The following is a 20754-nucleotide window of genomic DNA, read 5'->3' as shown; positions in this document are numbered from 1 at the left end:
GTGCCGCTCCAAGCAAACCCCGCGCCGGCCGAGCGGAGGTCGTGCGTCGCGCCTCAGCCGGTGATGCTCCAGGGGATCTCGCTTTCGGCGTGCCCTTCCGGGTTGAGGGCGAGCCGGGCACAGCGGCGGCCCTGGTCGCGCAGGGGGTTGGCGACGGAGACGACGCCGAGCTCCTGGGCGGCCGGTGAGGCGTCCCAGCCGAGGTAGGCGGCACCGGGGTGCGTGTCCCGGAGGGCTTCGCGGGCGCCGATGGCCAGCTCGTCGCTCATCGCGATGACGAGCGCGTCCGGGGGGAGGCGCGGAGCGAGCGCGCGGGCGGCCGCCGCACCGTCGGCGCGGGTGTTGCGGGCGACGACGGCGACCGGCGTCTCGGCCCAGTCCAGCCCGGCCTGCTCGACGGCGGCCCGGTAGCCGCGCAGGCGGGCGTCGGTGACGGGGAACGGGACGTGCGCGGGCAGGCCGGAGCCCGTGGTCGTGACGGCCGTGCGGCCCCGATCGAGGGGGAACGAGATGACGACGGGCCTGCGCGAGCGCCCCTTGCCATGACCTGCGTCGTCAGTGAGGGCTTTTCCGGAGGTGTCGCCAGTGCGGAGCCGTCCGGAGTCACCCTCGGCGCGGGGCTGCGCAGCGCCGTCGCGCAGTGCGCGGGCGACGATGGCGCGGGCGGCCTCCTCGTCGTTCTGGGTGACGCAGGCGATGCCCGTACGCGCCGGGCCGCCCTGGATGACGGCGGGACGCGGGTCGGCGGCGACGGCCGCGAGCACCGGGTCGTCCTCGGTGGTGGTCCAGAGCACGAACGCGTCCACGGCCGACGACAGCACCCGATCGACGTCGCCCGCGTCCCCGCGCGTCGGGATGAACGTCAGCCCCTGCCCCTCCTCGACGCACACCTCGGCGACACCGGCGAGGAACTTGGCCGCCTGCGGGTCGTCGAAGGCGTACACCAGGTGCTCGCCGAAGACCACGCCGAGCTGCCGGGTCTTGCCGGACTTCAGGGCGCGGCCCACGGCGTCGGGGTGGTAGCCCAGCTCTCCGGCCGCGCGGTGCACGCGTTCGCGGGTGGCGTCGGCGACGCGGGCCGGGCGGGTGAACGTGTAGGAGGCGGTCATCAGCGAGACTCCCGCGCGGGCCGCCACGTCCTTCAGCGTCACGCGTCTGCGGTTGGTGGGCACGCCGCCATCCTAGTTGTGTAGCGTTACACACATGTCGGGATCCAGCCCTCGCCCTGGGCTCTTCAGTACGTCGCCGTTCCTCGCTTTCGCCGGTTTCGGCGTGTTCTGGGGTGTGTGGGGTGCCTGCCTGCCCCTGCTGCGCGCCCATGCGGGGGTGGGCGACGCGCGCTTCGGCGTCGCCCTGCTGCTGGTGGGCGCGGGAGCGCTGCCCGCCATGTTGCTGACCGGGCGGCTCGTCGACGCCGTCGGCCTGCGGGTGGCCGGGATGCTGCTCGCGCTGCTGGGGGTCTCGGGTGTGGTGCTGTGCGCGATCTCCACCGGCTACGCCGGGCTGTGTGCGGGCATCCTCGCCGTGGGAGCCGCGTCGGGGGCTTCCGACGTGGCCATCAACACGCTCGCCGCCACCGTGGAGAAGCGCACGGCACGGCCGGTGGTGGCGCGCTCGCACGCCGCGTTCTCCGCCGCCGTCGCGGCGAGCAGCCTGGCTGCGGGCGCACTCGCCGCCGCGACCGGCAGCCTGCTCGCCGCCTTCACGGCCGCTGCCGCGCTGGTCGCAGCGGTCGCCGTAACCGTGGTGACCGCGACCCGCCCAGCCGCCGTACGGACCGGCGCCGGAGCCCCGCGCACGGACATCGACGTCCCGCAGGCCGCAGGCCCGGACGGCCGAAGGGCCGACGCCCGGCGGGCTTGGGACGCAGCCGGGCGGCCGAGCGCGGAGCCGGAGGGGCGAAGCGACCAGGCGCGGGCGGGCGTCCGCGCTGTCACCGGAACAAGCGCACGCCCCAGGCGGCGGGGAGGGGCGGGGCGGTTGCCGGGAGGCGGGGCGTTGGTGGTGATCGGCGGGATCGGGGCGCTGGCGTTCGCGGCGGAGAACGCGTTCCAGACCTGGGGGGCGGTCCTTCTCGCCGACGCCTTCTCAGCATCACCGGCGGTGGCCGCGGTCGCGCCGGCGGCGTTCGCGGCCACGGCGGCGCTGGCCCGGCTGGCGGGCGGGCCGGTCATGCTGCGCCGCCCGATCGCCGCACTGGTCACATCCGGCCTGATCGCCACGGCGGGCGGCGTGCTGACGGCGGTCGCCCCGTCGCTGCCGATCGCCCTGGCGGGCGTGGTCGCCGCAGCCCTGGGCACGGCGACGCTCTTCCCCACCCTGCTGTCGTACGGCCTGCGGCCCGTCCCCGACGCGTTCAGAGGAAGGGCCACCTCGGCCGTCTCCACGGTCGCCTACCTCGGCTTCCTCGCCGGCCCCGCCTACTTCGGGATGCTCGCCGACGCAGGCGGTGTGCAGCGGGCATTCCTCGGCGTGGCCGCGCTGACCGGAGTGCTGCTGGCGACGCTTCCCGTGCTGCCGCGACTGAGCCGCCCCGCGACGGACCACGAGCGGGCGTCACGGGGCGGCGACGGGGCGCCCGAGCGGGTGCCGTGCTGATCAGGCCCCGACGTACTCCGCCAGGTGCTCGCCGGTCACCGTCGAGCGGGCCTTGACCAGCTCGGCGGGCGTGCCCTCGAACACCACCCGGCCGCCGTCGTGACCCGCGCCCGGCCCGAGGTCGATGATCCAGTCGGCGTGCGCCATGACCGCCTGGTGGTGCTCGATGACGATGACCGACTTGCCGGAGTCCACGAGCCGGTCGAGCAGGCCGAGGAGGTGCTCGACATCCGCGAGGTGCAGGCCGGAGGTGGGCTCGTCCAGGACGTACACGCCGCCCTTCTCGGCCATGTGGGTGGCCAGCTTGAGCCGCTGCCGCTCGCCGCCGGACAGCGTGGTGAGCGGCTGGCCGAGCGTCAGGTAGCCGAGCCCGACGTCGGAGAGGCGGGTGAGGATGGCGTGGGCGGCCGGCGTACGCGCCTCGCCCGAGCCGAAGAACTCCACGGCCTCGGCGACCGGCATGGCCAGCACCTCGCTGATGTCGCGCCCGCCGAGCCGGTGCTCGAGCACCGACGGGTGGAACCGCTTGCCCTCGCACTCCTCGCAGACGGTGGTGACGCTGGCCATGAAGCCCAGCTCGGTCTCGATGACGCCGGCGCCGTTGCAGTCGGGGCAGGCGCCTTCGGAGTTGGCGCTGAACAGCGCCGGCTTGACGCCGTTGGCCTTGGCGAACGCCTTGCGGATCGGGTCGAGCAGGCCGGTGTAGGTGGCCGGGTTGCTGCGCCGGGAGCCGCGGATGGGGCTCTGATCGATCGACACCACGCCGGCGCGGGCGGGGATCGACCCGTGGATGAGCGAGCTCTTGCCCGACCCCGCCACGCCGGTGACGACGGTGAGCACGCCGAGCGGGATGTCGACGTCGACGTTCTTGAGGTTGTTGGTGGTGGCGCCGCGGATCTCCAGGTGGCCGGTGGGCGTGCGCACGGTGTCCTTCAGCGTGGCCCGGTCGTCCAGGTGGCGCCCGGTGACGGTGCCGGAGGCCCGCAGCCCTTCGACGGTGCCCTCGTAGCAGATCTCGCCGCCGGCGGTGCCCGCGCCGGGTCCGAGGTCCACGACGTGGTCGGCGATCGCGATGGTCTCGGGCTTGTGCTCGACGACGAGCACCGTGTTGCCCTTGTCGCGCAGGCGCAGCAGCAGCTCGTTCATGCGCTGGATGTCGTGCGGGTGCAAACCCGCTGTGGGCTCGTCGAAGACGTACGTGACGTCGGTGAGCGAGGAGCCGAGGTGGCGGACCATCTTGACGCGCTGCGCCTCACCGCCGGACAGGGAGCCGGCGGGGCGGTCGAGCGACAGGTAGCCGAGCCCGATCTGGACGAACGAGTCGAGCGTGTGCGCCAGCTTGGCCAGCAAAGGCGCGACGGTCGGCTCGTCGAGGCCGCGTACCCACTCGGCCAGGTCGCTGATCTGCATGGCGCAGGCGTCGGCGATGTTGACGCCGCGGATGCGCGAGGAGCGGGCCAGCTCGGTGAGCCGGGTGCCGTCGCAGTCGGGGCAGGTGACGAACGTGACCGCACGCTCCACGAAGGCCCTGATGTGCGGCTGCATCGCCTCGGGGTCCTTCGACAGGAACGACTTGCGGATCTTCGGGATCAGGCCCTCGTAGGTGAGGTTGACGCCGTCGACCTTGACCTTGCGCGGCTCGGCGTAGAGGAAGTCGTCGAGTTCCTTCTTGGTGTACTCGCGGATCGGCTTGTCGGGGTCGATGACGCCGGATGCGGCGATGACGCGTACCGTCCAGAAGCTGTCGGCCTTGTAGCCGGGGATGGTGATCGCGCCTTCGGAGATCGACTTGGAGTCGTCGTAGAGCTGGGTGAGGTCGAGGTCGGAGACTGAGCCGCGGCCCTCGCAGCGCGGGCACATGCCGCCGGTGCGGGTGAAGGTCGCCTTGACGGGCTTCTTCTTCTCGCCGCGCTCGACGGTGATCGCGCCGGCGGCGCGTACGGTGGGCACGTTGAAGGAGAACGCGTTGGGCGAGCCGATGTGCGGCTGCCCGATACGGCTGAACAGGATGCGCAGCATCGCGTTGGCGTCTGTGGCGGTGCCGACCGTGGAGCGCGGGTCGGCGCCGAGGCGCTGCTGGTCGACGATGATCGCGGTGGTGAGCCCGTCGAGCACGTCCACCTCGGGCCTGGCCAGCGTCGGCATGAAGCTCTGGACGAACGTGCTGTACGTCTCGTTGATCATCCGCTGCGACTCGGCGGCGATGGTGCCGAACACCAGCGAGCTCTTGCCCGACCCCGACACCCCCGTGAACACCGTCAGCCGGCGCTTGGGGATCTCGACGGTGACGTCCTTGAGGTTGTTGACACGGGCGCCGTGCACCCGGATCCAGTCGTGGGTGTCGGCGGCGTGGGGCGCGGGCGATCGTGGGTCCGTGCTCGTGGCCATGCTGGTGGTGTCTCCATCTGTGGTGCGGGCGCTGCCACCGTCGGGCAGTTATGAGAAGTATGTCGGCTTTTGTCCGGCCTTGCGCCGGGTGAGCCGCGCTTGCCCACCCACGCTAGGGGCAGACCGGCGCCCGGCGCTTCTCGAATACTGACCGCTTCCCGTCTCGTTCCCGCATCACTTGTCGCCGCCGGCCAGCCCGGCGCAGGTCAGCCAGATGTGCTCGCACGCCGACGACGCCCGCCGCAGCGCCTCGGGAGACTCCTGCGAGGCGTGGTAGAAGCTCCGCTCGATCATCCAGCACAGGGCGCGCGCCATCGCCGACGCCTGGTGGGGCTCGGTGCCCGCGGGGACACCCGCGCGCTCCAGCACGGCGGTGATGGCGCCGGTGAACAGGTCGGCCGTGCGACTCCACAGCTCGCCGATCTCCGGGACGGTCAGCGACAGGTCGATGGCCGTGCGCATGACCAGGCCGTGCTCGTTCCACAGCTCGATCGTGCGCCGCATGGCCGCCGCGATGGCCGCGCGCGGGTCGTCGTTCGCCGCGGTGGCCCGCGAGCGCTCCCACAGGTGCTCGACGGTCCTGGCCACGAGCCCCGTGACCACCTCCTGCTTGGAGCCGAAGTAGAAGTACAGCGCGCCGCGCGTGATGCCGGCGCCCTGGGCGATGTCGCCGACGGTCATCGCCTCATAGCCCTTCTCGGCCAGCAGGGCCTCGCAGGTGTCGAGGATCGCCCGCTCCCTGAGGTCGCCCTTGCGCTCGGCGGCGGTGCGCCGCCGCCGAGCGGGAGGGGTGCCGCGCATCAGAGCTGCGCGCCTTCGGGGAAGTCGGTCGTCCGGGACAGCGCCTCCCACGTGCGGATGTCGTCGTCCACGGCGGTACGCGCGGCGGCGATCAGGCGCAGCGCGTCGGAGCCCAGGACGAGGTGGGCCGGCGGGTTCTCGATGGAGGCGATGTGCACGACCGCCTCACCGGCCTTGGCCGGGTTGCCGAGCTGGTTGCCGCTGGCCTTGCGCCGCGCCGCCCTGATGGGCAGGAACAGCTCGTCGTAGTCGGCGATGGAGTGCTCAGCGCGGGTCATGGAGCGTCCGGCCCAGTCCGTACGGAACGATCCGGGCTCGATCGCCGTCACGTGGATGCCGAACTGCGCGACCTCCTTGCCCAGCGCTTCGAGTATGCCTTCGAGGGCGAACTTGCTGCCGCAGTAGGCGGACATGCCGGGCACGGCCATGAGCCCGCCCATGGACGTGACGGCCATCAGGCGGCCGCTCCTGCGCTGCCGCATGTAGGGCAGGGCCGCCCGCAGCGTGGACACCGCCCCGAAGACGTTGACCTCGAACTGCCGCCGCACCTCGGCCAGCGAGGTCTCCTCGAACGTGCCCTCCAGGCCGTAACCGGCGTTGGCGATCACGACGTCGAGTGGGCCGACGTTCTGCTCCACCTCGGCGACCACCCGGTGGACCGCGTCCTCGTCGGTGACGTCGAGGACGCGGCCGTGCGCGCGCCCCGGCTCGAGCGCCTCGAAGGCCCGCAGGTCCGCCTCGGAGCGGACGGTTCCCGTGACGGTGTGCCCGGCCGCCAGCGCGGCCTGAGCGAAGGCCCGCCCCAGCCCTGAGCTGACGCCGGTGATGAGCCATTTCTGCTGTTGCATGTCCCCTCCAGGGGCTAGGTCGGGCGGGAGCCGGACGGCTCCACCTCACAAAATCTACACTATGTCGATTTTTCTCGGCAAAGTGTCAATTCTGGCTGGGCGCGGCGGACGCGAACCAGACCCCGGCCGCCGCGCACACCGCCGCCGCCAGCGCCATCGCGGTCGCGGGCCCGCTCGCCTCACCGAGCCCCATGACGCCGCCCATCGCGGCGACGCCGAGCGTGGCGCCGGCCTGCCGTACGGCGTTGAGCAGCCCTCCGGCCGCACCGGCCGCCAGCAGCGCCAGGCCGAGCACCAGCGCCGCGATCGGCACGTTGATGAGGAAGACGGCCCGCCAGCCCGCCAGATCCACCAGGACGCCGCCGCCACCGCCGCGCCGTTGATGGCCGCCCAGGTCGCCACCGCACGGTCACCGGCGCCGCCGTGGCACTCGACCTGGCGCCGTCCAGCGTCTCGGCGCAGATCCGTGCCCTGGAGCGATCGCTCGGGGTGGAGCTGTTCGCGCGCACGACCAAGGGCATGCGGCTCACCCGCAGGGCGAACGCCTCCTCATCTGGTCACGCCGCCTGCTCGACCAGGCGGAACAGGCCCGGCGCGAGGTCACGGGACAGGCCGCGCGGCTGCGGCTCGGCGCGCTGGAGACGCTCGCCGCCACCTACGTCCCGCGCGTGCTCGCCCCCCTCGCAGCACGCCGCCCAGGGCTCCAGGTGGACGTGCTGCCGGGCACGCGGCGGGACGACCTGCTCGCCGACGTCGCCGCAGGACGCCTGGAGGCGGCGCTGCTCCTCGACACCGGTGACGCGCTCGGCGACCTCGGGCTTCGCCGCGCCGCCGCTGAGCTTCCTCGACGTCGACACCGTGCCCCTCGTCCTGGTCGCCGCGCCCGGGCACCCGCTGGACGCTGGTGTGGCGCGGCGACCGCGAATCGCTCCCTGGTCTGCGCGACCTCCTCTACGCCACCGTCCCCGCGAAACCCTGACGCCTGGGTGTCTGTCCCGGCCCGCCGTCCTCGTCATCTCCATGCCGGGCCGCACACGGCGGCCCGGCGGGACAGGGAGTGACATCGCATGGGCACCATCAACGTCTTCGCGCACATCAGCCTGGACGGGGTCATGCAGGCCCCGGGGCGGCCTGACGAGGACATCAGAGGCGGGTTCCGCCACGGCGGCTGGGGCGTGGAACACGCCGACGAGGTGACCGCGCGGCCGCCGGTCTCCGGCCGGGAACGCACCGCGGCGCTGCTGTTCGGGCACCGCTCGTACGACGATCTGCTGCGGCACTGGACGTCGGTCGCCGAGCCCAACCCGTTCACCGAGTCGCTGGTGCGGCAGCGCAAATACGTCGCCACCCGCGCCCCGGAGGCCCATCTGGCCTACCCCAACTCCGTGCCGCTGGCGGGCGAGGCCGCCGAGACCGTCGCCCGGTTGAAGGACGAGGTGAACGGGGTGATCACGGTGCTGGGCAGCGGCGAGCTCGTCCGCTCGCTGCACCGGGCCGGGCTCATCGACGCGTACGTCCTGCTGATCCACCCGATCGTGCTCGGGTCGGGGACCCGGCTGTTCGGCGCCGGCGACCGTACCGACCTCGTGCTCGAGGAGACCGTCACGTCCCCGACCGGCATCGTCATGGCGCGCTACCAGGTGAAATGAGGGAGGATCGCATAATGCGATACATGCTGCTGTTCCACCACAGCGAGGAGAGCGAGGCGTCCATCGGAGCTGAGGCGATCGCCGAGGGCATGCGGGCGATGGCGAGCTACGCGGCGACGCTGGAGCAGGCCGGGGTCCTGGTGAGCGGAGACGTGCTGCAGCCGTCGTCGGCCTCGACCACGCTCTCCTCTGCCGGCGGCGAGCCGCGCATCCAGGACGGGCCGTTCGCCGACACCAAGGAGCAGCTCGGCGGCGTCATCGTCATCGACGTCCCCGACCTCGACACCGCGCTGACCTGGGCGCGGCAGGCGCCGCCGGCCGCCTGGGGCACGGTCGAGGTCCGGCCCGGCGCGGTGCACATCGAGAACGGGACCTGGGTCCCATCGTGACCGGAGGCCCCGCACGCCAGCCGGGCGAGCCGACCGGACCCGCAAGCCGGAAGGACCTCCCGGAGGCGGCGCCGTCCGGGGCGAGCGGTTCCGAGGCGGTGGCCGGAGGTGCGGCGCAGCTCGGGCCGGACGGCTCGGAGGCCGCGACCGGAGATGCGGCGCTGTTCGGACCGGACGGCTCGGAGGCGGCGATCATGGCGGAGCGGGCGGCGCGGGAGTCGTTCGGGCGGCTGGTGGCGCTGCTCGCCGCGTCCACCGGCGATCTGCAGCTCGCCGAGGACACGCTGGCGCAGGCGTTCGAGCAGGCGCTGACCACGTGGCCGCGCGACGGGGTGCCGGACAATCCGGAGGGCTGGCTGCTCACGGTGGCGCGCAACCGCCAGCGGGACTTCTGGAAGTCCGCCGCGCACCGCCGTACCGCGCCGCTGGACGAGGGCGCGGACGGGCCCGCAGGCCCGCTGGACGCGCTCGACCCGGACGCCATCCCCGACCGGCGGCTCGCCCTGCTCTTCGTCTGCGCCCATCCGGCGATCGCCGCGAACGTCCGCACCCCGCTGATGCTGCAGGCCGTGCTCGGCTTCGACTCCGCGGCGATCGCGCGGGCGTTCGCGGTGCCGGCGGGCGCGATGCAGCAGCGACTGGTACGCGCCAAGCGGCGGATCCGCGACGCCCGCATCCCCTTCGCCGTCCCCGGCAGGGACGCCATGCCGGAACGACTCGCGCCGGTGCTGGAGGCGGTCTACGGCTGCTACGCCCTGGCCTGGCCGGAACGCGGCGACGGCGGTTCGCCGGCCGGGGAGGCACGCTACCTCGCCGTCACCCTGGCCCGCCTGCTCGGGGACCAGCCGGAGGCGTGGGGGCTGGCCGCGCTGCTCACCCTGGACTCGGCGCGGGCGGGGCGGCCCGGCGGGCCGTATCTGCCGCTGGAGGAGCAGGATCCGTCCGGTTGGGACCTCCGGCTCATCGCCGAAGGAGAGCACTACCTGCGCAAGGCCGAGCGCCCCGGCCAGGCGCCCGGCCGGTTCCAGCTCGAGGCGGCGATCCAGGCCGTCCACTGCGACCGGGCCAGGACCGGCGTGACGGACTGGCCCGCGCTGCGGACCCTCTACGCCGCGCTGGTCGCCGTCGCGCCCAGCCTCGGCAGCCGGGTCGCGCACGCGGCCGTCACGGCCCGCACCGGCTCGGCCGAGCAGGCGCTCGAGCTGCTGGAGGAGCTGCCGCCCGAGCGCGAGCGGTTCCAGCCGTACCACGCGACGCGGGGAGACCTGCTGACCAGGCTCGGGCGGCACGAGGACGCGGCGGCGGCGTACGCGAAGGCCGCCGCGCTCGCCACCGACCCCGCGGTGAGGGCGTTCCTGGAGCGTCGCGCCGGCTCTGCGAATTGTCGGACGTGACCGGTAGCGTCTGACGCGCCGCCGGACGGGCGGCATCCGATGCTCTAAGGCACCTGGAGGTGCGGCGATGGACACATCCGCGTACTTGAAGGCCGTCATCGAGCAGACCGGCACGCTCGCGGACTGGGTTGACGGGAAAGACGCCTCGACTCCGGTGCCGACCTGCCCGGAGTGGACGCTGTCCGACCTCGTCGAACACGTCGGCGGTGTGCAGCGCATGGTGACGACGCTCGTCGGCGAACGGCTGGTCGATCCGACCAAGGCGTTGGAGCCCGCCTCCGGGCCTGCCGGCCCCGGCGAGTGGCGCCAGTGGCTGATCGACGGCGCGGCCGAGGCGCGGCAGGCGTACTCCTCGGTGACCGACGACACGCCGGTGTGGGATCCGTCGGGCGCGGCCGCGGGCGTGCCGTTCTGGGCCCGGCGGCTGTTCGGCGAGATGTGCGTGCACCGCGCCGACGCCGCGGCGGCGCTGGGGCTGCCGTACGAGCTGCCGACGGACCTCGCCGTCGCCGCCCTGAGCGACTGGCTGGACACGATGACCTCGCGCGGCTACTGGGAGAACGTACCGCGCTTCGCCGAGGCGATGACCGGCGACGGCCAGACCCTCCACTTCCACGCCACCGACGCTCCCGGCGAGTGGCTGGCCCGCCGGGAGAAGGACGGGATCGCCCTGGAGCGCGTCCACGGCGAGGCCGATGTCACGGTCAGCGGCCCGGCCACCGACCTCCTCCTCGTGATCAGCCGCCGCCGCCCGCCGGCCGATGCTCCCGCGCTGGACGTGCAGGGCGACCGCGCGCTGTTCGAGCACTGGATCGACCACATGGACTGGGTCGCCGGCTGACCCCGCCCCAGCCGTGGCCGTGGGGCGGTGCCAAGGAGCGGCCGCCGCCCCACGGCCGCTCGGGATGCCCCCGCCCTGGCCGGATCGAGTCGGGTGTGCCGCTGCCGGTCACGTCGAGGCCGCGGGCAGGCGCGCCTTTCTGGTCGCACCATGCCTGCGCAAAGTGGGGGATGACGGTGCGCAGGCCGGAGGCCGGGGGAGGTGTGGCGGGGCGGCGGGTGGGGGAGAGGCCATGGAATGCAAGGAACGTTCGCGGTCGGTGCGTTCAGTGGTCAGGGATGGGCACAGCTCGGGGATCTCGGGCTGGCTTTACTGCTGTCCGCCGCGATCGGGCTGGAGCGCGAGATCCGGCAGAAGAGCGCCGGGCTGCGCACGCACACGCTGGTCGGTTTCGCCTCCGCGCTGATCGTCCTGGTCTCCAAGTACGGCTTCGCGGACGTGCTCGGCGGTGACGTCGCCCTCGACCCGTCGCGGGTGGCCGCGCAGATCGTCTCGGGGATCGGGTTCATCGGCGGCGGTCTCATTTTCGTCCGCCGGGACGCGGTGCGCGGGCTGACGACCGCCGCCGTGGTGTGGCTGACCTGCGCGGTCGGCATGGCGGCCGGGGCCGGGCTGTGGTTGCCGGCGATCGCCGTGACCGTCGGGCACTTCCTGGTGGTGTTCGCGTTCCCGCCGTTGACCGGCCGGCTGCCCCGCTCGAAGTACGCGCAGACGCCCCTGCGGCTGACCTATCTCGACGGGCGGGGCGTGCTGCGGCGGGTGCTGCAGACGTGCACGGACAAGGGGTTCGTGATCGCGGAGCTGACCGTGGACCGCGAGCGCGGCGGCGGGGAGCAGCGCGGCGTGTCCATCTGGATGGTGGTGCAGGGTCCCGGGCAGATCAGCGACCTGGCGAGCACGCTGGCCGACATCGACGGCGTGCTCACGGTCTCCGGCACCGATCTCGACGCCTCCGCCTCCTGAGAGCGCCCCGCCTTCCGCTGGACGGCCCCTCCGCACCCTCCGCCGTCTGAAAGGCGGGCGCCGGCGCGGGTTGACAAGCGATCAGCACTCCACCACCCTTTCACTAATCAAATAGTGAAAGGGTGTTTTGGTGTGATCGAGTTCAACCTGGATCGCGGCTCAGGCGTCTCGACCTACCTGCAGCTCGTCCACCAGGTGAAGCAGGCGCTCCGCCTGGGCACATTGCGGCCCGGCGACCAGTTGCCGACCGCGCGCGAGGTCGTCGAGCGGCTGGCCATCAACCCCAACACCGTGCTCAAGGCGTACCGGGAGCTGGAGCGCGAGGGGCTGGTCGAGGGACGGCCGGGGATGGGGACGTTCGTCCGGGAGGGCGTCGCCAGTCCGACGCTCGCCGATCACACGCGGCTGCGGCGTTCCCTGGAGGCGTGGGTGCGCGAGGCCCGCGCGGCGGGGCTCGACCAGGAGGACCTGCGGGCGCTGTTCGCCGCAGTGCTGGCCGGCACCGCCAAGGAAGACACCGCCGAAGAAGACACCGCCGAAGAAGACACCGCCGAAGAAGACGCCGCCAAGGAGGACGTGGCATGAAACCGGCGCTGGAGGTGACCGGGCTGGGCGTGCGCTACCGCCGTACGTGGGCGCTGCGCGACTGCTCGCTGTCCGTGCCCGCGGGGCGCGTGGCGGCGCTCGTGGGCCCCAACGGCGCGGGCAAGACCACGCTGATGCATGCGGCCGTCGGCCTGCTGCGGCCGGAGACGGGCAGCGTGCGCGTGGCCGGCGAGGTGGCGTTCGTGGCCCAGGACAAGCCGCTGTACGACGGGTTCACCGTCGCCGAGATGCTCGCCTTCGGCCGCCGTCTGAACCGCCGCTGGGATGACGGCGCGGCAAGACGGCGGCTCGCCGGATTGGGCATCCCGCTGGACCGCAAGGTGGGCAGGCTGTCGGGCGGCCAGCAGGCGCAGGTGGCCGTGACGCTGGCCGTGGCCGCCTGTCCCGACCTGCTCGTGCTGGACGAGCCGCTGGCCAACCTCGACCCGCTCGCCCGCCACGACGTGATGCGCTCGATCATGGCGGAGGTGGCCGGGCGTGAGCTGACCGTGCTGCTGTCCTCGCACGTCGTCTCCGACCTGGAGGAGACCTGCGACTGGCTGATCCTGCTGAACGGGGGCCGGCTGCAGGTCAGCGGCGACATCGAGGAGCTGCTGGACGGGCATCACGTGCTCACCGGGCCGGAGCAGGCGTCGCCCGCCGGAGCGGACGCGGTGAGCGTGAGCCGTACCGGCAGGCAGGTGACCATGCTGGTCAGGGGCGGGCCGCCGCTCGACCCGCGCTGGCAGGCGCGCCGTCCCGGGCTGGACGAGCTCGTCATGGGCTACCTGCGCAGCCCCGAGTCGGGGGCGCTGCCCGGCCTCGCGGAGGTGCGCGCGTGATCTGGGTGACGTGGCGCCAGCACCGGGCGCAGATCCTCGTGACGGCGGGCCTCCTGGCGCTGCTGGGCGTGCTGCTGCTCGTCTCGGCGCTGGAGGCGAACGCGTACGTGGCCGAGCACGCCCCGCCCGGCTGCCCGGGAACCGCTGTGACCTGCGGTGACGTGGCGGCGGCGCTCGGGCAGCGCTATGAGGCGGTCTACTCGGTGTTCGGCTGGCTGCCGCTGGTGGCTCCCGCGCTGATCGGCGCGTTCTGGGGCGCGCCGCTGCTCGGCCGCGAGTACGAGCGCGGCACCCACCGGCTGGCCTGGACCCAGTCGGTGTCCGTGGGCAGGTGGCTGGCGGTGAAGCTGTCGATCTTGGGCGGCGCGGTCGTGGCGGGCGGGCTGCTGCTCTCGCTCATGGTGAGCCTATGGCGGCCGGTGTTCAGGACCGACTCCGCGTTCGGCAACATCGGCGTGTTCAACATGGTCGGCGTGCTGCCTGCGGCGTGGTGGCTGTACGCGTGCGCGCTCGGCGTGGCGGCCGGGGCGCTGTTCCGCCGCACGCTGCCCGCGATGGCGGTGGTCGTGGCCGGGGTGGCGGTGACGATGTTCGCGCTGTTCCGGCTGAGCGACCACTATGCCGAGCCGGTACGCGCCGAGCTGACCGGCACCGTGGTGCTGCCCGATCAGGACGCCAGGCTGGTGCGCGCCGCCTGGGTGGAGCCGTCGGGCGGTGAGGTGGCCGACCCGGCGGGCAGCGGCTGCCCGCGCCGCATGGACACCGGGCAGAGCAGCAGGAACGCCGAGGCCTGGCAGGCGTGCCTGTTCGGTAAGGGCTACCGGTACGCGGTGTACTACCATCCGCCGTCCCGGTTCTGGCGTTTCCAGTGGACGGAGGCGGCGATCCTGACGCTCGCGTCGGTGGCCGTCGGAGGGCTGGCCGTGCGCCGCACCCTCCGCCGTCCCGGGTGAGCCTGCCGGAGGCTGATGAGCGCGGTGACGGCGAAGACCGCGCCCTCGTACGTCATCGCGTACCAGAACGACCCTCCGGGGGCGGCGGCGTACGCCAGACCGCCCAGAGCCACCCCGATGGTCCCGCCGAGCTGCTGCGCGGTCGGCAGCAGCCCTGACACCGACCCGGCCGCGTCCCGGCCGACCCCGGCCGGCACCAGCGCGAACACCGACGCCGTGAACACCCCGAACGCCCCGCCTCCGACGGCGAGCGGCGCCGTCGCCCACGGCCCGTTCAGCAAAGGCGGGAGCGTCACCACGGTAACGGCCAGCGCGAGCGCGGCTGCGGTGAGCACGCGCGGCCCGTGGCGGGCCGACAGCGCGGGCGCGGCGCGGCTGCCCGCGATGGCCGCCGCCGCGAACGGCGCCGAGATCAGCGCGGCGGCGAGGGGCGACCGGCCGAGCGCGGTCTGCAGGTGCAGCATCAGCAGGTACGTGAACGACGGCACGCCCGCGTTGAACACGAACACCAGCGTCACCCCCCACCGCGCGGTGCGGTCGCGCAGCACGGACGGGTGGATCAGCGCATCCGGCCGCCGCAGCGTCAGCGCGAAGGCGGCGAGCAGCACCACGGAAGCGGCCAGACCGGCCCACGTCCACCAGGGTCTGCCCACCTCGCGGCCCAGCGTGAGCGGCAGCAGCAGCGCCCCGAACCCGGCGGTGACCAGCACCGCGCCGGTGACGTCCACCCGCTGCGAGCCCGTCCCGCGCGCGGCGGGAAGCAGCGCGGCGCCCGCGAGCGAGATCAGCGCCACCGGCACGGTGACCAGGAAGACCGGCCGCCAGCCGAACCCCGCCAGCAGCCCGCCGGCCAGCGGCCCGGCCAGTGACGCGATGCCCATGGTGGCCCCGTACAGGCCCATGGCGCGGGCGCGGCCCCGCTCCGGCACGGCGACCTGGATGATCGACAGGACCTGTGGCGCGACCAGGCCGCTGCCCGCGCCCTGCACCAGCCGCGCCGCGACCAGCCAGGCGGGACCTGGCGCGGCGGCGCAGGCCAGCGACCCCATGAGGAAGATCGCGGTGCCGATGGCGAACAGCCGGCGGTAGCCGTACCGGTCGCCGAGCCTGGCGGCCGTGATGAGCAGGCAGGCGTACGTCAGCGTGTACCCGGCGAGGACGAGCCGCACCGCGCCGGGCCCCATGCCGAGCCCGGCCTGGATGGACGGCGCGGCGACCTGCGCGACGGTGACGTTCAGGAGCTGGACGAAGGTCGCGCTGAGCACCACCGGCAGCACCGCGCGCCCGCCTGTGACGTGAGTGCCGGTCACGGGATCAGCGCCGCCGCCAGCTCGGCGGGCCGTGCGGCGAACGGGCTGTGCCCGCCCGGCAGGCTGCGCACGGTGAACGGCCGGTCGGTGAAGGCCGCGTCGGTCTCGGCGATCATCAGGTCCTGCACGGCGGGAGTCAGCGCTCGGTCGTCGGCGCAGCGCAGATAGGTCCGGGGGATGCGCCCCCAGCGTTCCCGGCTCAGGACGACGGGCGTGGCGGGGACGGCCATCGGCAGGTCAGGAGTGAGTGAGATGCGCCAGCGGTCGAAGGCGTCCTCCCGGATGTCGTGGTAGTAGGCCCGCCGCAGCTCCTCGGCGTAGGCGGGGTCGGGGGAGAGCGGGTTGATCCGTACGGCGCCGATCGCGTCGGCGTCGCCGAGGAAGAGACCCTGGCCGAGGGCGGTGGCGTTCTCGGGTGCGGCGAGGTAGTCGAAGAACCTGGGCCGCCCGGCAGGGACGAACGCGCTCAGGTACGCCAGCCGGTCCACCAGCTCGGGTGCCTGCTCGGCGGCCAGAGAGGCGGGGCCGCCGCCCGCGCTGTGCGCGACGAGCACGACCTGGCGGTAGTGACGGACCCGGCGCAGCACGCCGATGACGGCCTGAGCGCACTCGTCCATGGTCACGGCGGCCAGCGCGGACTTCTCCGACGCCAGACCGGGCTGGCCGGGACGCAGGTAGCCGGTGGGCAGGGGCGCGTCGAGCCCGTGGCCGGGCAGATCGACGGCCACGGAGGCGGCACCGAGCCCGGCAAGGGCCCGCTGGGTGGCCGCCCAGTGCCCGGAGTGGTGCCAGGCGCCGTGTACGAGGACGAAGACGGTGTCGTTCATGCCGCCCATCCCATGCAGCGACCGCATGAGCATCCACCACGAGATATGACAGGCGGCTCGGCGATACACAGCAGGTATAAAGGACGATATGGAGGCACGGCACCTTCGCTACGCGCTCGCCCTGGCCGAGCACGAGCACTTCGGCCGGGCCGCCGCCGCGCTCGGCATCGCGCAGCCGCCGTTGTCGAAGCAGATTGCCGACCTGGAGCGCGAGGTGGGGGCGCGGCTGTTCGAGCGCACCCGCCAGGGCGTGTTTCCGACGGCGGCGGGCGAGGCGTTCCTGGCCCGGGCGCGGCGGGCGCTCGACGAGATGGCGGCGGCGGTGTCCGACGCGGGCCGGGCCGCGCGCGGTGAGACGGGCAGGCTGCGGCTGGGGTTCATCGCCTCGGCGCTGCTCGACCCGCTGCCCGGCGTGCTGCACCGGTTCGGGCGCGAGCGTCCCGACGTACGGCTTGAGCTGCACGAGATGGCCAGCAGCCGCAGCTCCGCCGCGCTGATCGCGGGCGAGCTGGACGTCGCGATCACCCTCGGCCCGCCCCGGGGCGCGGGGGCCGAGCGCCTGGTGTCGGTGCCGATCGGGCACGATTACCTGGTGGCGGTGGTGAGCACCGCCCACCCGCTGGCCGGCCGCCCGGAGGTGCGCGTGGAGCAGCTGCGGCGGCAGCGGCTCATCGTCGCGGCGAGCGAGGACGAGCCCGCCGTGAGCGCCGGACTGCGCGCGCTGCTGGGCAGGGACTCACCGGCGCTGGCGGGCGCGACCGTCGCACGAGACGTGCATACCATCGTCGGCCTGGCCGCCTCGGGAGTCGGCGTCGGGCTGGGCCCGTCACGGATGCTCGCCGCGCCGCGCCAGGGCACGTGGTTCTGCGAGGTCGTCCCGCGTACGCCGCTGCCCGATCTGGTGCTGTCGTTCGCCGCGCGCGATACGTCGCCGGTGCTGACCGCGTTCCTGGACACGATTCGCCGCAACTGTCCCACCGTGGGCGCCGCGCTCGACCACCGGCTGCGCGCCGCCGCGCCGCCGTCAGAATGAGCCGCCCCTCAGGGGCGCTAAGCTGCGCGCATGGCACGGATTCTCCTCTTGCACTCGATGTACGGGCTGCGGCCCGCCGTCCACCAGGCCGCCGACAGGTTCCGGGCGGCCGGACACGAGGTGCACGTGCCCGATCTGTACGACGGCCGGGTGGTCGACACGGCCGAGGAGGGCATCGCGATCAAGGAGGAGATCGGCCGCGACGAGCTGCTCAAGCGGGCCGTGTCCGCCGCGGCCCCGCTGTCGGAGGACGGCCTGATCTACGCGGGCTTCTCGCTCGGCGCGGCGCTGGCACAGAACCTCGCGCTGGGCGACGAGCGCGCGCGTGGCCTGCTGCTCATGCACGGCACCTCCGACATGGCCGAGGGCGTGTCGGCCGACGACCTGCCCGTGCAGCTCCACGTCGCCGACCCCGACACCAACGAGCCCGCCGACTGGCTCAACCACTGGTACATCCAGATGCGCCGGGCCAGGGCCGACGTCGAGGTGTTCCGCTACGCGGGCGCCGGCCACCTGTTCACCGACCCCGACCTGCCCGACTACGACGCCGAGGCGGCCGAGCGCGCCTGGGCGATCGCGCTGGACTTCGTGGCCGGCCTCTGAGCCGCTGCGTCACATCGAGCGTTCGAGAGGGGGACGTACGATGCCGACCGGCACCGCCATCCGCGACGTCCGCGCGCAGCTTTTCGCGGCGGCCGAGCGCGTGCTGCTGCGGGCCGGGCCCGAGGGCCTGACCAGCAGGGCGGTCACGGCGGAGGCGGGGGTCGCCAAGGGCGTGCTGCACCGGCACTTCGCCGACTTCGACGCGTTCGTCGCCGAGCTGATACGCGACCGCATCGTCCGCCTCGACACCCAGGCCAGCTCGCTCACCGCCGTGGCGGGCACCGGCACCGTCGCGGGCAATGTCACCCGCGCGCTGTTCGACCTGTTCGACCCGGTCACCGTGGCGATCGTCGGCCTGGTCATCTTCCGCGACGAGCTGCGCGCCCGGCTGCGCTCCACCACCCCGTCGGGCATCCCGCTGCTCGCCGAGGGCATCGACATGGTGCGCGCCTACCTCACCGACGAGGTGGAGCTGGGCCGCCTGGCGGCCGACACCGACGCCGCGACGCTCGCGCTGACGCTGGTCGGCACCGGTCACATGCTGTTCGCCGACCGCGCGGCCGGGCCGCCGGACACCGAGGCGGTCGAGTCCATGGTCAGCCTGGTGCTCGCGGACGTCCTCCAGCGCCGCCTCCTCTGACCCTGCGAAGCCGCCTCCTCTGGCTCCGCCCGCGGATCGGCGCGCGCGGAGCTCTCGCCGAAAAGGCGGCTCACCCGCTGAAGGTCGACCAGGCCGAGGCGCGCACGACACTGGGGGCACGGCGAAGGCAGGTGAAACCGGCGGCCGGGGTCAGCGCGCCGGCGCCGCCGTCCACCGGCACGATCGCGCCGGTCACCATCGAGGCGCGGTCGCTGAGCAGCCACGCCGCCACCTCGGCGACCTCGCGTGGCTCGGCCATCCGGCCGAGCGGGGTCATCGCGGTCGCCCGCTTCTGGACACCGGGCGAAATCGCCTCCCACTCGTCCATCATCTTCGTGGCGGTGCCGCCGGGGGTGATGCCGTTCACCCGGATGCCGTCGGCCGCCCAGCTCACCGCCGCGGTCTCGGTGATGCTGTTGAGCGCCCGCTTCATCGCCCCGTACGCGGGCAGCGCCGGGTTGGCGCGGCGGCTGCCGATGCTGGAGGTGTTGACGATCGCGCCGCCGCCGCTCTTGCGCATGAGCGCGGCCTCGGCGGTCATGGCCGTCCAGTGACCGCGGAAGTTCACCGCGAACTGCCGGTCGATGTCCTCATCGCTGGTGACGTCGAGCGGTCCCGGCTGCGGCATCGCCGCGCCGTCGTTGAACGCGCCGTCCAGCCTCCCGTGCAACTCCTCAACGCGGCCGACGGCGGCGCGGATGCTCTCGCTGTCGCCCAGATCGACGCGTACGGCGTCCGCGACGCCGCCCTCCTCCCGGATCTCGGCCACGATCCGGTCAAGGCTGTCAACGCTGCGGGCGGCGAGCACGACGGCGGCGCCCTCACGGGCGAAGAGCCGGGCGGCCGCCTCCGCGATGCCGCGGCTGGCGCCGGTGGTGACCTTGCCCGTGAGCAGGCCGGCAGGTGCGGAAACAGGACGCCCGGCCTGTGCCGTGAGGAGGTCGCGGTGCTCGCGCACATCTCCACCGAGTACTACGTACGGCTGGAGCAGGGCCGGGCGCCGCGCCCGTCGGGTGAGGTCCTGGCCGGGATCGCCACGGCGCTGCGGCTCAGCGACACCGAGTGCCGCCACCTCCACCTCCTGGCGGGCACCGCGCCGACGCGTGCCGCGGTGCTCAGGCGCGACGTGCGGCCGAGCATCCTCGCGCTGCTGGAGCGGCTGCCGCAGACGGCCGCGATCGTGCTGTCGGCGGCCTTCGAGGTGCTCGCCTGGAACCATCTCGCCGCGGCGCTCATGGAGGACTTCGCCTCACCGACCGCGACCAGCGGCTCGTGCTCTACAGCGCGCGCCCGGGCTCCCGCGACGCCGAAGCCCTGGCGCTGCTCGACGTGCTCGGCCCCGACTACGCCAGGACGTAAGTCAACGGCTATTTACATCCCTTGCCGATCATGGCTATCCTGCGGTCGTCAACCGGAAGGGACATCGATGACCGCTAGCGGCGCCGAAGCCGTCCGCAGGCGCGACGCGGCGAGGACCCGGCAGCGGCTGCTCGACGCGGCACTCAAACGCTTCGCCCACGACGGCTACGCCGCCACGACCGTCCGCGACATCACCGACGACGTCGGCGTCAACGTCGCCCTCGTCAACCGCTACTTCCAGTCGAAGGAAGGGCTGTTCGAGGCGTGCCTGGCCGCCGCCGTGGAAGAGCTGCGGCGCGTCGCAGGGAACGCCCCGCTCTCCGACGCCATCCGGCACATCATCACCGCGACCGGCGAGGACCGGATCACCGACGTGCTGCTGCTCCTGCTGCGCACGTCCGGCGACGAGAACGCCGAGCGGATGCGCGTCGGGCTGCTCAGATCCGCCAGCGAGGACCTGGCCTCCGTGGCCGGGTGGCGGCCCGAGGACCCGCAGGGCGAGGCGCTCATGCTGCGCGCCCAGCTCGTGCTGGCGCTGGCGGTCGGGGTGGCCACGCTGCGCGTGTCCACCGAGCTGCGGCCGCTGGCCACGGCCGGGGACGAGGAGCTGGCGGGGCCGCTGCGCGAGGTCGTCGACACGTTGCTGCCCAGGTCGTGAACGCCGTGCGCGTCCATCTTCGAAGGGAGAGCCTTGACCACCGACTCCGCTGAGACGCTGGTGACCACCCGCG

The 20754-nt window shown here is 73.5% G+C and carries 22 protein-coding genes and 1 pseudogene; 15 read left to right on the top strand and 8 right to left on the bottom strand.

The genetic code is table 11. From position 1 onward, the window contains the following. Nucleotides 1-53 precede the first annotated feature (53 nt). Nucleotides 54-1172: a LacI family DNA-binding transcriptional regulator gene (locus ACFMQL_RS34575; RefSeq protein WP_378788974.1), complete on the bottom strand. Its 1119-nt coding sequence runs from the start codon at nt 1170-1172 to the stop codon at nt 54-56. Nucleotides 1173-1203: 31 nt separating this feature from the next. On the opposite strand from ACFMQL_RS34575, the gene ACFMQL_RS34570 reads away from it, so the two are divergent. Next, nucleotides 1204-2598: an MFS transporter gene (locus tag ACFMQL_RS34570; protein ID WP_378788972.1), complete on the top strand. Its 1395-nt coding sequence runs from the start codon at nt 1204-1206 to the stop codon at nt 2596-2598. On the opposite strand, the gene ACFMQL_RS34565 is transcribed toward ACFMQL_RS34570, so the two are convergent. From ACFMQL_RS34565 to ACFMQL_RS34550, 4 genes are all read right to left on the bottom strand, one after another. Then, nucleotides 2599-4986, bottom strand: coding sequence for an ATP-binding cassette domain-containing protein (locus ACFMQL_RS34565; RefSeq protein WP_378788970.1), 2388 nt, complete (start codon nt 4984-4986; stop codon nt 2599-2601). It abuts the gene before it with no gap. A gap of 174 nt (nt 4987-5160) precedes the next feature. Then, entirely contained in the window at nt 5161-5787 is a 627-nt protein-coding gene (locus ACFMQL_RS34560) for a TetR/AcrR family transcriptional regulator (protein WP_364051120.1), read from the bottom strand. Next, nucleotides 5787-6635, bottom strand: coding sequence for an oxidoreductase (locus ACFMQL_RS34555; RefSeq protein WP_364051123.1), 849 nt, complete (start codon nt 6633-6635; stop codon nt 5787-5789). The genes ACFMQL_RS34560 and ACFMQL_RS34555 overlap by 1 nt, the downstream gene beginning before the upstream one ends. Nucleotides 6636-6720: 85 nt before the next feature. Then, nucleotides 6721-6987, bottom strand: coding sequence for a hypothetical protein (locus tag ACFMQL_RS34550; RefSeq protein ID WP_364051126.1), 267 nt, complete (start codon nt 6985-6987; stop codon nt 6721-6723). A gap of 56 nt (nt 6988-7043) precedes the next feature. Here ACFMQL_RS34550 and ACFMQL_RS34545 point away from each other — a divergent pair. The 10 genes and pseudogenes from ACFMQL_RS34545 to ACFMQL_RS34500 form a co-directional block, all read left to right on the top strand. Next, nucleotides 7044-7163, top strand: a pseudogene (locus ACFMQL_RS34545) (LysR family transcriptional regulator); the annotation flags it as partial. Between the two features lie 140 nt (nt 7164-7303). Next, entirely contained in the window at nt 7304-7696 is a 393-nt protein-coding gene (locus tag ACFMQL_RS34540) for a hypothetical protein (protein WP_364051129.1), read from the top strand. Between the two features lie 6 nt (nt 7697-7702). Beyond that, nucleotides 7703-8284, top strand: a complete 582-nt coding sequence (locus tag ACFMQL_RS34535; protein ID WP_364051132.1) for a dihydrofolate reductase family protein — start codon at nt 7703-7705, stop codon at nt 8282-8284. A gap of 14 nt (nt 8285-8298) precedes the next feature. After that, on the top strand, nt 8299-8673 hold the full coding sequence (locus ACFMQL_RS34530) for a YciI family protein (RefSeq protein WP_364051135.1): 375 nt from the start codon (nt 8299-8301) through the stop codon (nt 8671-8673). A gap of 98 nt (nt 8674-8771) precedes the next feature. Further along, nucleotides 8772-10067 carry a DUF6596 domain-containing protein gene (locus ACFMQL_RS34525; protein ID WP_364051138.1) on the top strand — a complete coding sequence of 432 codons (1296 nt, stop codon included), beginning with the start codon at nt 8772-8774 and terminating at the stop codon, nt 10065-10067. Between the two features lie 67 nt (nt 10068-10134). Then, the gene (locus ACFMQL_RS34520; protein WP_364051141.1) at nt 10135-10908 is read left to right on the top strand and encodes a maleylpyruvate isomerase family mycothiol-dependent enzyme; all 774 of its coding nucleotides are present in this window, start codon (nt 10135-10137) and stop codon (nt 10906-10908) included. 237 nt (nt 10909-11145) lie between these two features. After that, nucleotides 11146-11871: an MgtC/SapB family protein gene (locus ACFMQL_RS34515; RefSeq protein ID WP_364051144.1), complete on the top strand. Its 726-nt coding sequence runs from the start codon at nt 11146-11148 to the stop codon at nt 11869-11871. Nucleotides 11872-12003: 132 nt separating this feature from the next. Next, nucleotides 12004-12456, top strand: a complete 453-nt coding sequence (locus ACFMQL_RS34510; protein ID WP_364051147.1) for a GntR family transcriptional regulator — start codon at nt 12004-12006, stop codon at nt 12454-12456. After that, nucleotides 12453-13298 carry an ABC transporter ATP-binding protein gene (locus tag ACFMQL_RS34505; protein WP_364051150.1) on the top strand — a complete coding sequence of 282 codons (846 nt, stop codon included), beginning with the start codon at nt 12453-12455 and terminating at the stop codon, nt 13296-13298. The genes ACFMQL_RS34510 and ACFMQL_RS34505 overlap by 4 nt, the downstream gene beginning before the upstream one ends. Beyond that, a complete protein-coding gene (locus tag ACFMQL_RS34500; RefSeq protein ID WP_364051153.1) occupies nt 13295-14251 on the top strand; it encodes a hypothetical protein in 957 nt (318 codons plus the stop codon). Before ACFMQL_RS34505 ends, ACFMQL_RS34500 begins: the two co-directional genes overlap by 4 nt. On the opposite strand, the gene ACFMQL_RS34495 is transcribed toward ACFMQL_RS34500, so the two are convergent. After that, nucleotides 14134-15561, bottom strand: coding sequence for an MFS transporter (locus ACFMQL_RS34495; RefSeq protein ID WP_378788965.1), 1428 nt, complete (start codon nt 15559-15561; stop codon nt 14134-14136). The genes ACFMQL_RS34500 and ACFMQL_RS34495 overlap by 118 nt on opposite strands. Continuing rightward, nucleotides 15558-16415, bottom strand: a complete 858-nt coding sequence (locus tag ACFMQL_RS34490; RefSeq protein WP_364051159.1) for an alpha/beta fold hydrolase — start codon at nt 16413-16415, stop codon at nt 15558-15560. Before ACFMQL_RS34490 ends, ACFMQL_RS34495 begins: the two co-directional genes overlap by 4 nt. A gap of 61 nt (nt 16416-16476) precedes the next feature. On the opposite strand from ACFMQL_RS34490, the gene ACFMQL_RS34485 reads away from it, so the two are divergent. The 3 genes from ACFMQL_RS34485 to ACFMQL_RS34475 are packed head-to-tail and all read left to right on the top strand — an operon-like array spanning nt 16477 to nt 18664. Beyond that, the gene (locus ACFMQL_RS34485; RefSeq protein WP_364051162.1) at nt 16477-17421 is read left to right on the top strand and encodes a LysR substrate-binding domain-containing protein; all 945 of its coding nucleotides are present in this window, start codon (nt 16477-16479) and stop codon (nt 17419-17421) included. A gap of 30 nt (nt 17422-17451) precedes the next feature. Beyond that, nucleotides 17452-18024, top strand: coding sequence for a dienelactone hydrolase family protein (locus ACFMQL_RS34480; RefSeq protein WP_364051165.1), 573 nt, complete (start codon nt 17452-17454; stop codon nt 18022-18024). A 40-nt stretch (nt 18025-18064) separates the two neighbouring features. Then, complete coding sequence (locus ACFMQL_RS34475; RefSeq protein WP_364051168.1) at nt 18065-18664, top strand: helix-turn-helix domain-containing protein; 600 nt, start codon at nt 18065-18067, stop codon at nt 18662-18664. Between the two features lie 70 nt (nt 18665-18734). Here the strand turns inward: ACFMQL_RS34475 and ACFMQL_RS34470 are convergent, their stop codons facing one another. Next, nucleotides 18735-19622, bottom strand: a complete 888-nt coding sequence (locus ACFMQL_RS34470) for an SDR family NAD(P)-dependent oxidoreductase (protein WP_378788961.1) — start codon at nt 19620-19622, stop codon at nt 18735-18737. On the opposite strand from ACFMQL_RS34470, the gene ACFMQL_RS34465 reads away from it, so the two are divergent. Further along, entirely contained in the window at nt 19590-20681 is a 1092-nt protein-coding gene (locus ACFMQL_RS34465; RefSeq protein ID WP_378790241.1) for a TetR family transcriptional regulator, read from the top strand. The two genes, ACFMQL_RS34470 and ACFMQL_RS34465, sit on opposite strands and share 33 nt — an antisense overlap. Nucleotides 20682-20754: the final 73 nt, after the last annotated feature.

Source organism: Nonomuraea fastidiosa (assembly GCF_042751225.1).
GTDB classification, from domain to species: domain Bacteria; phylum Actinomycetota; class Actinomycetes; order Streptosporangiales; family Streptosporangiaceae; genus Nonomuraea; species Nonomuraea fastidiosa.
Note: the sequence above shows the minus strand (reverse complement) of the source record. Positions and strands in the feature narration are given on the sequence as shown.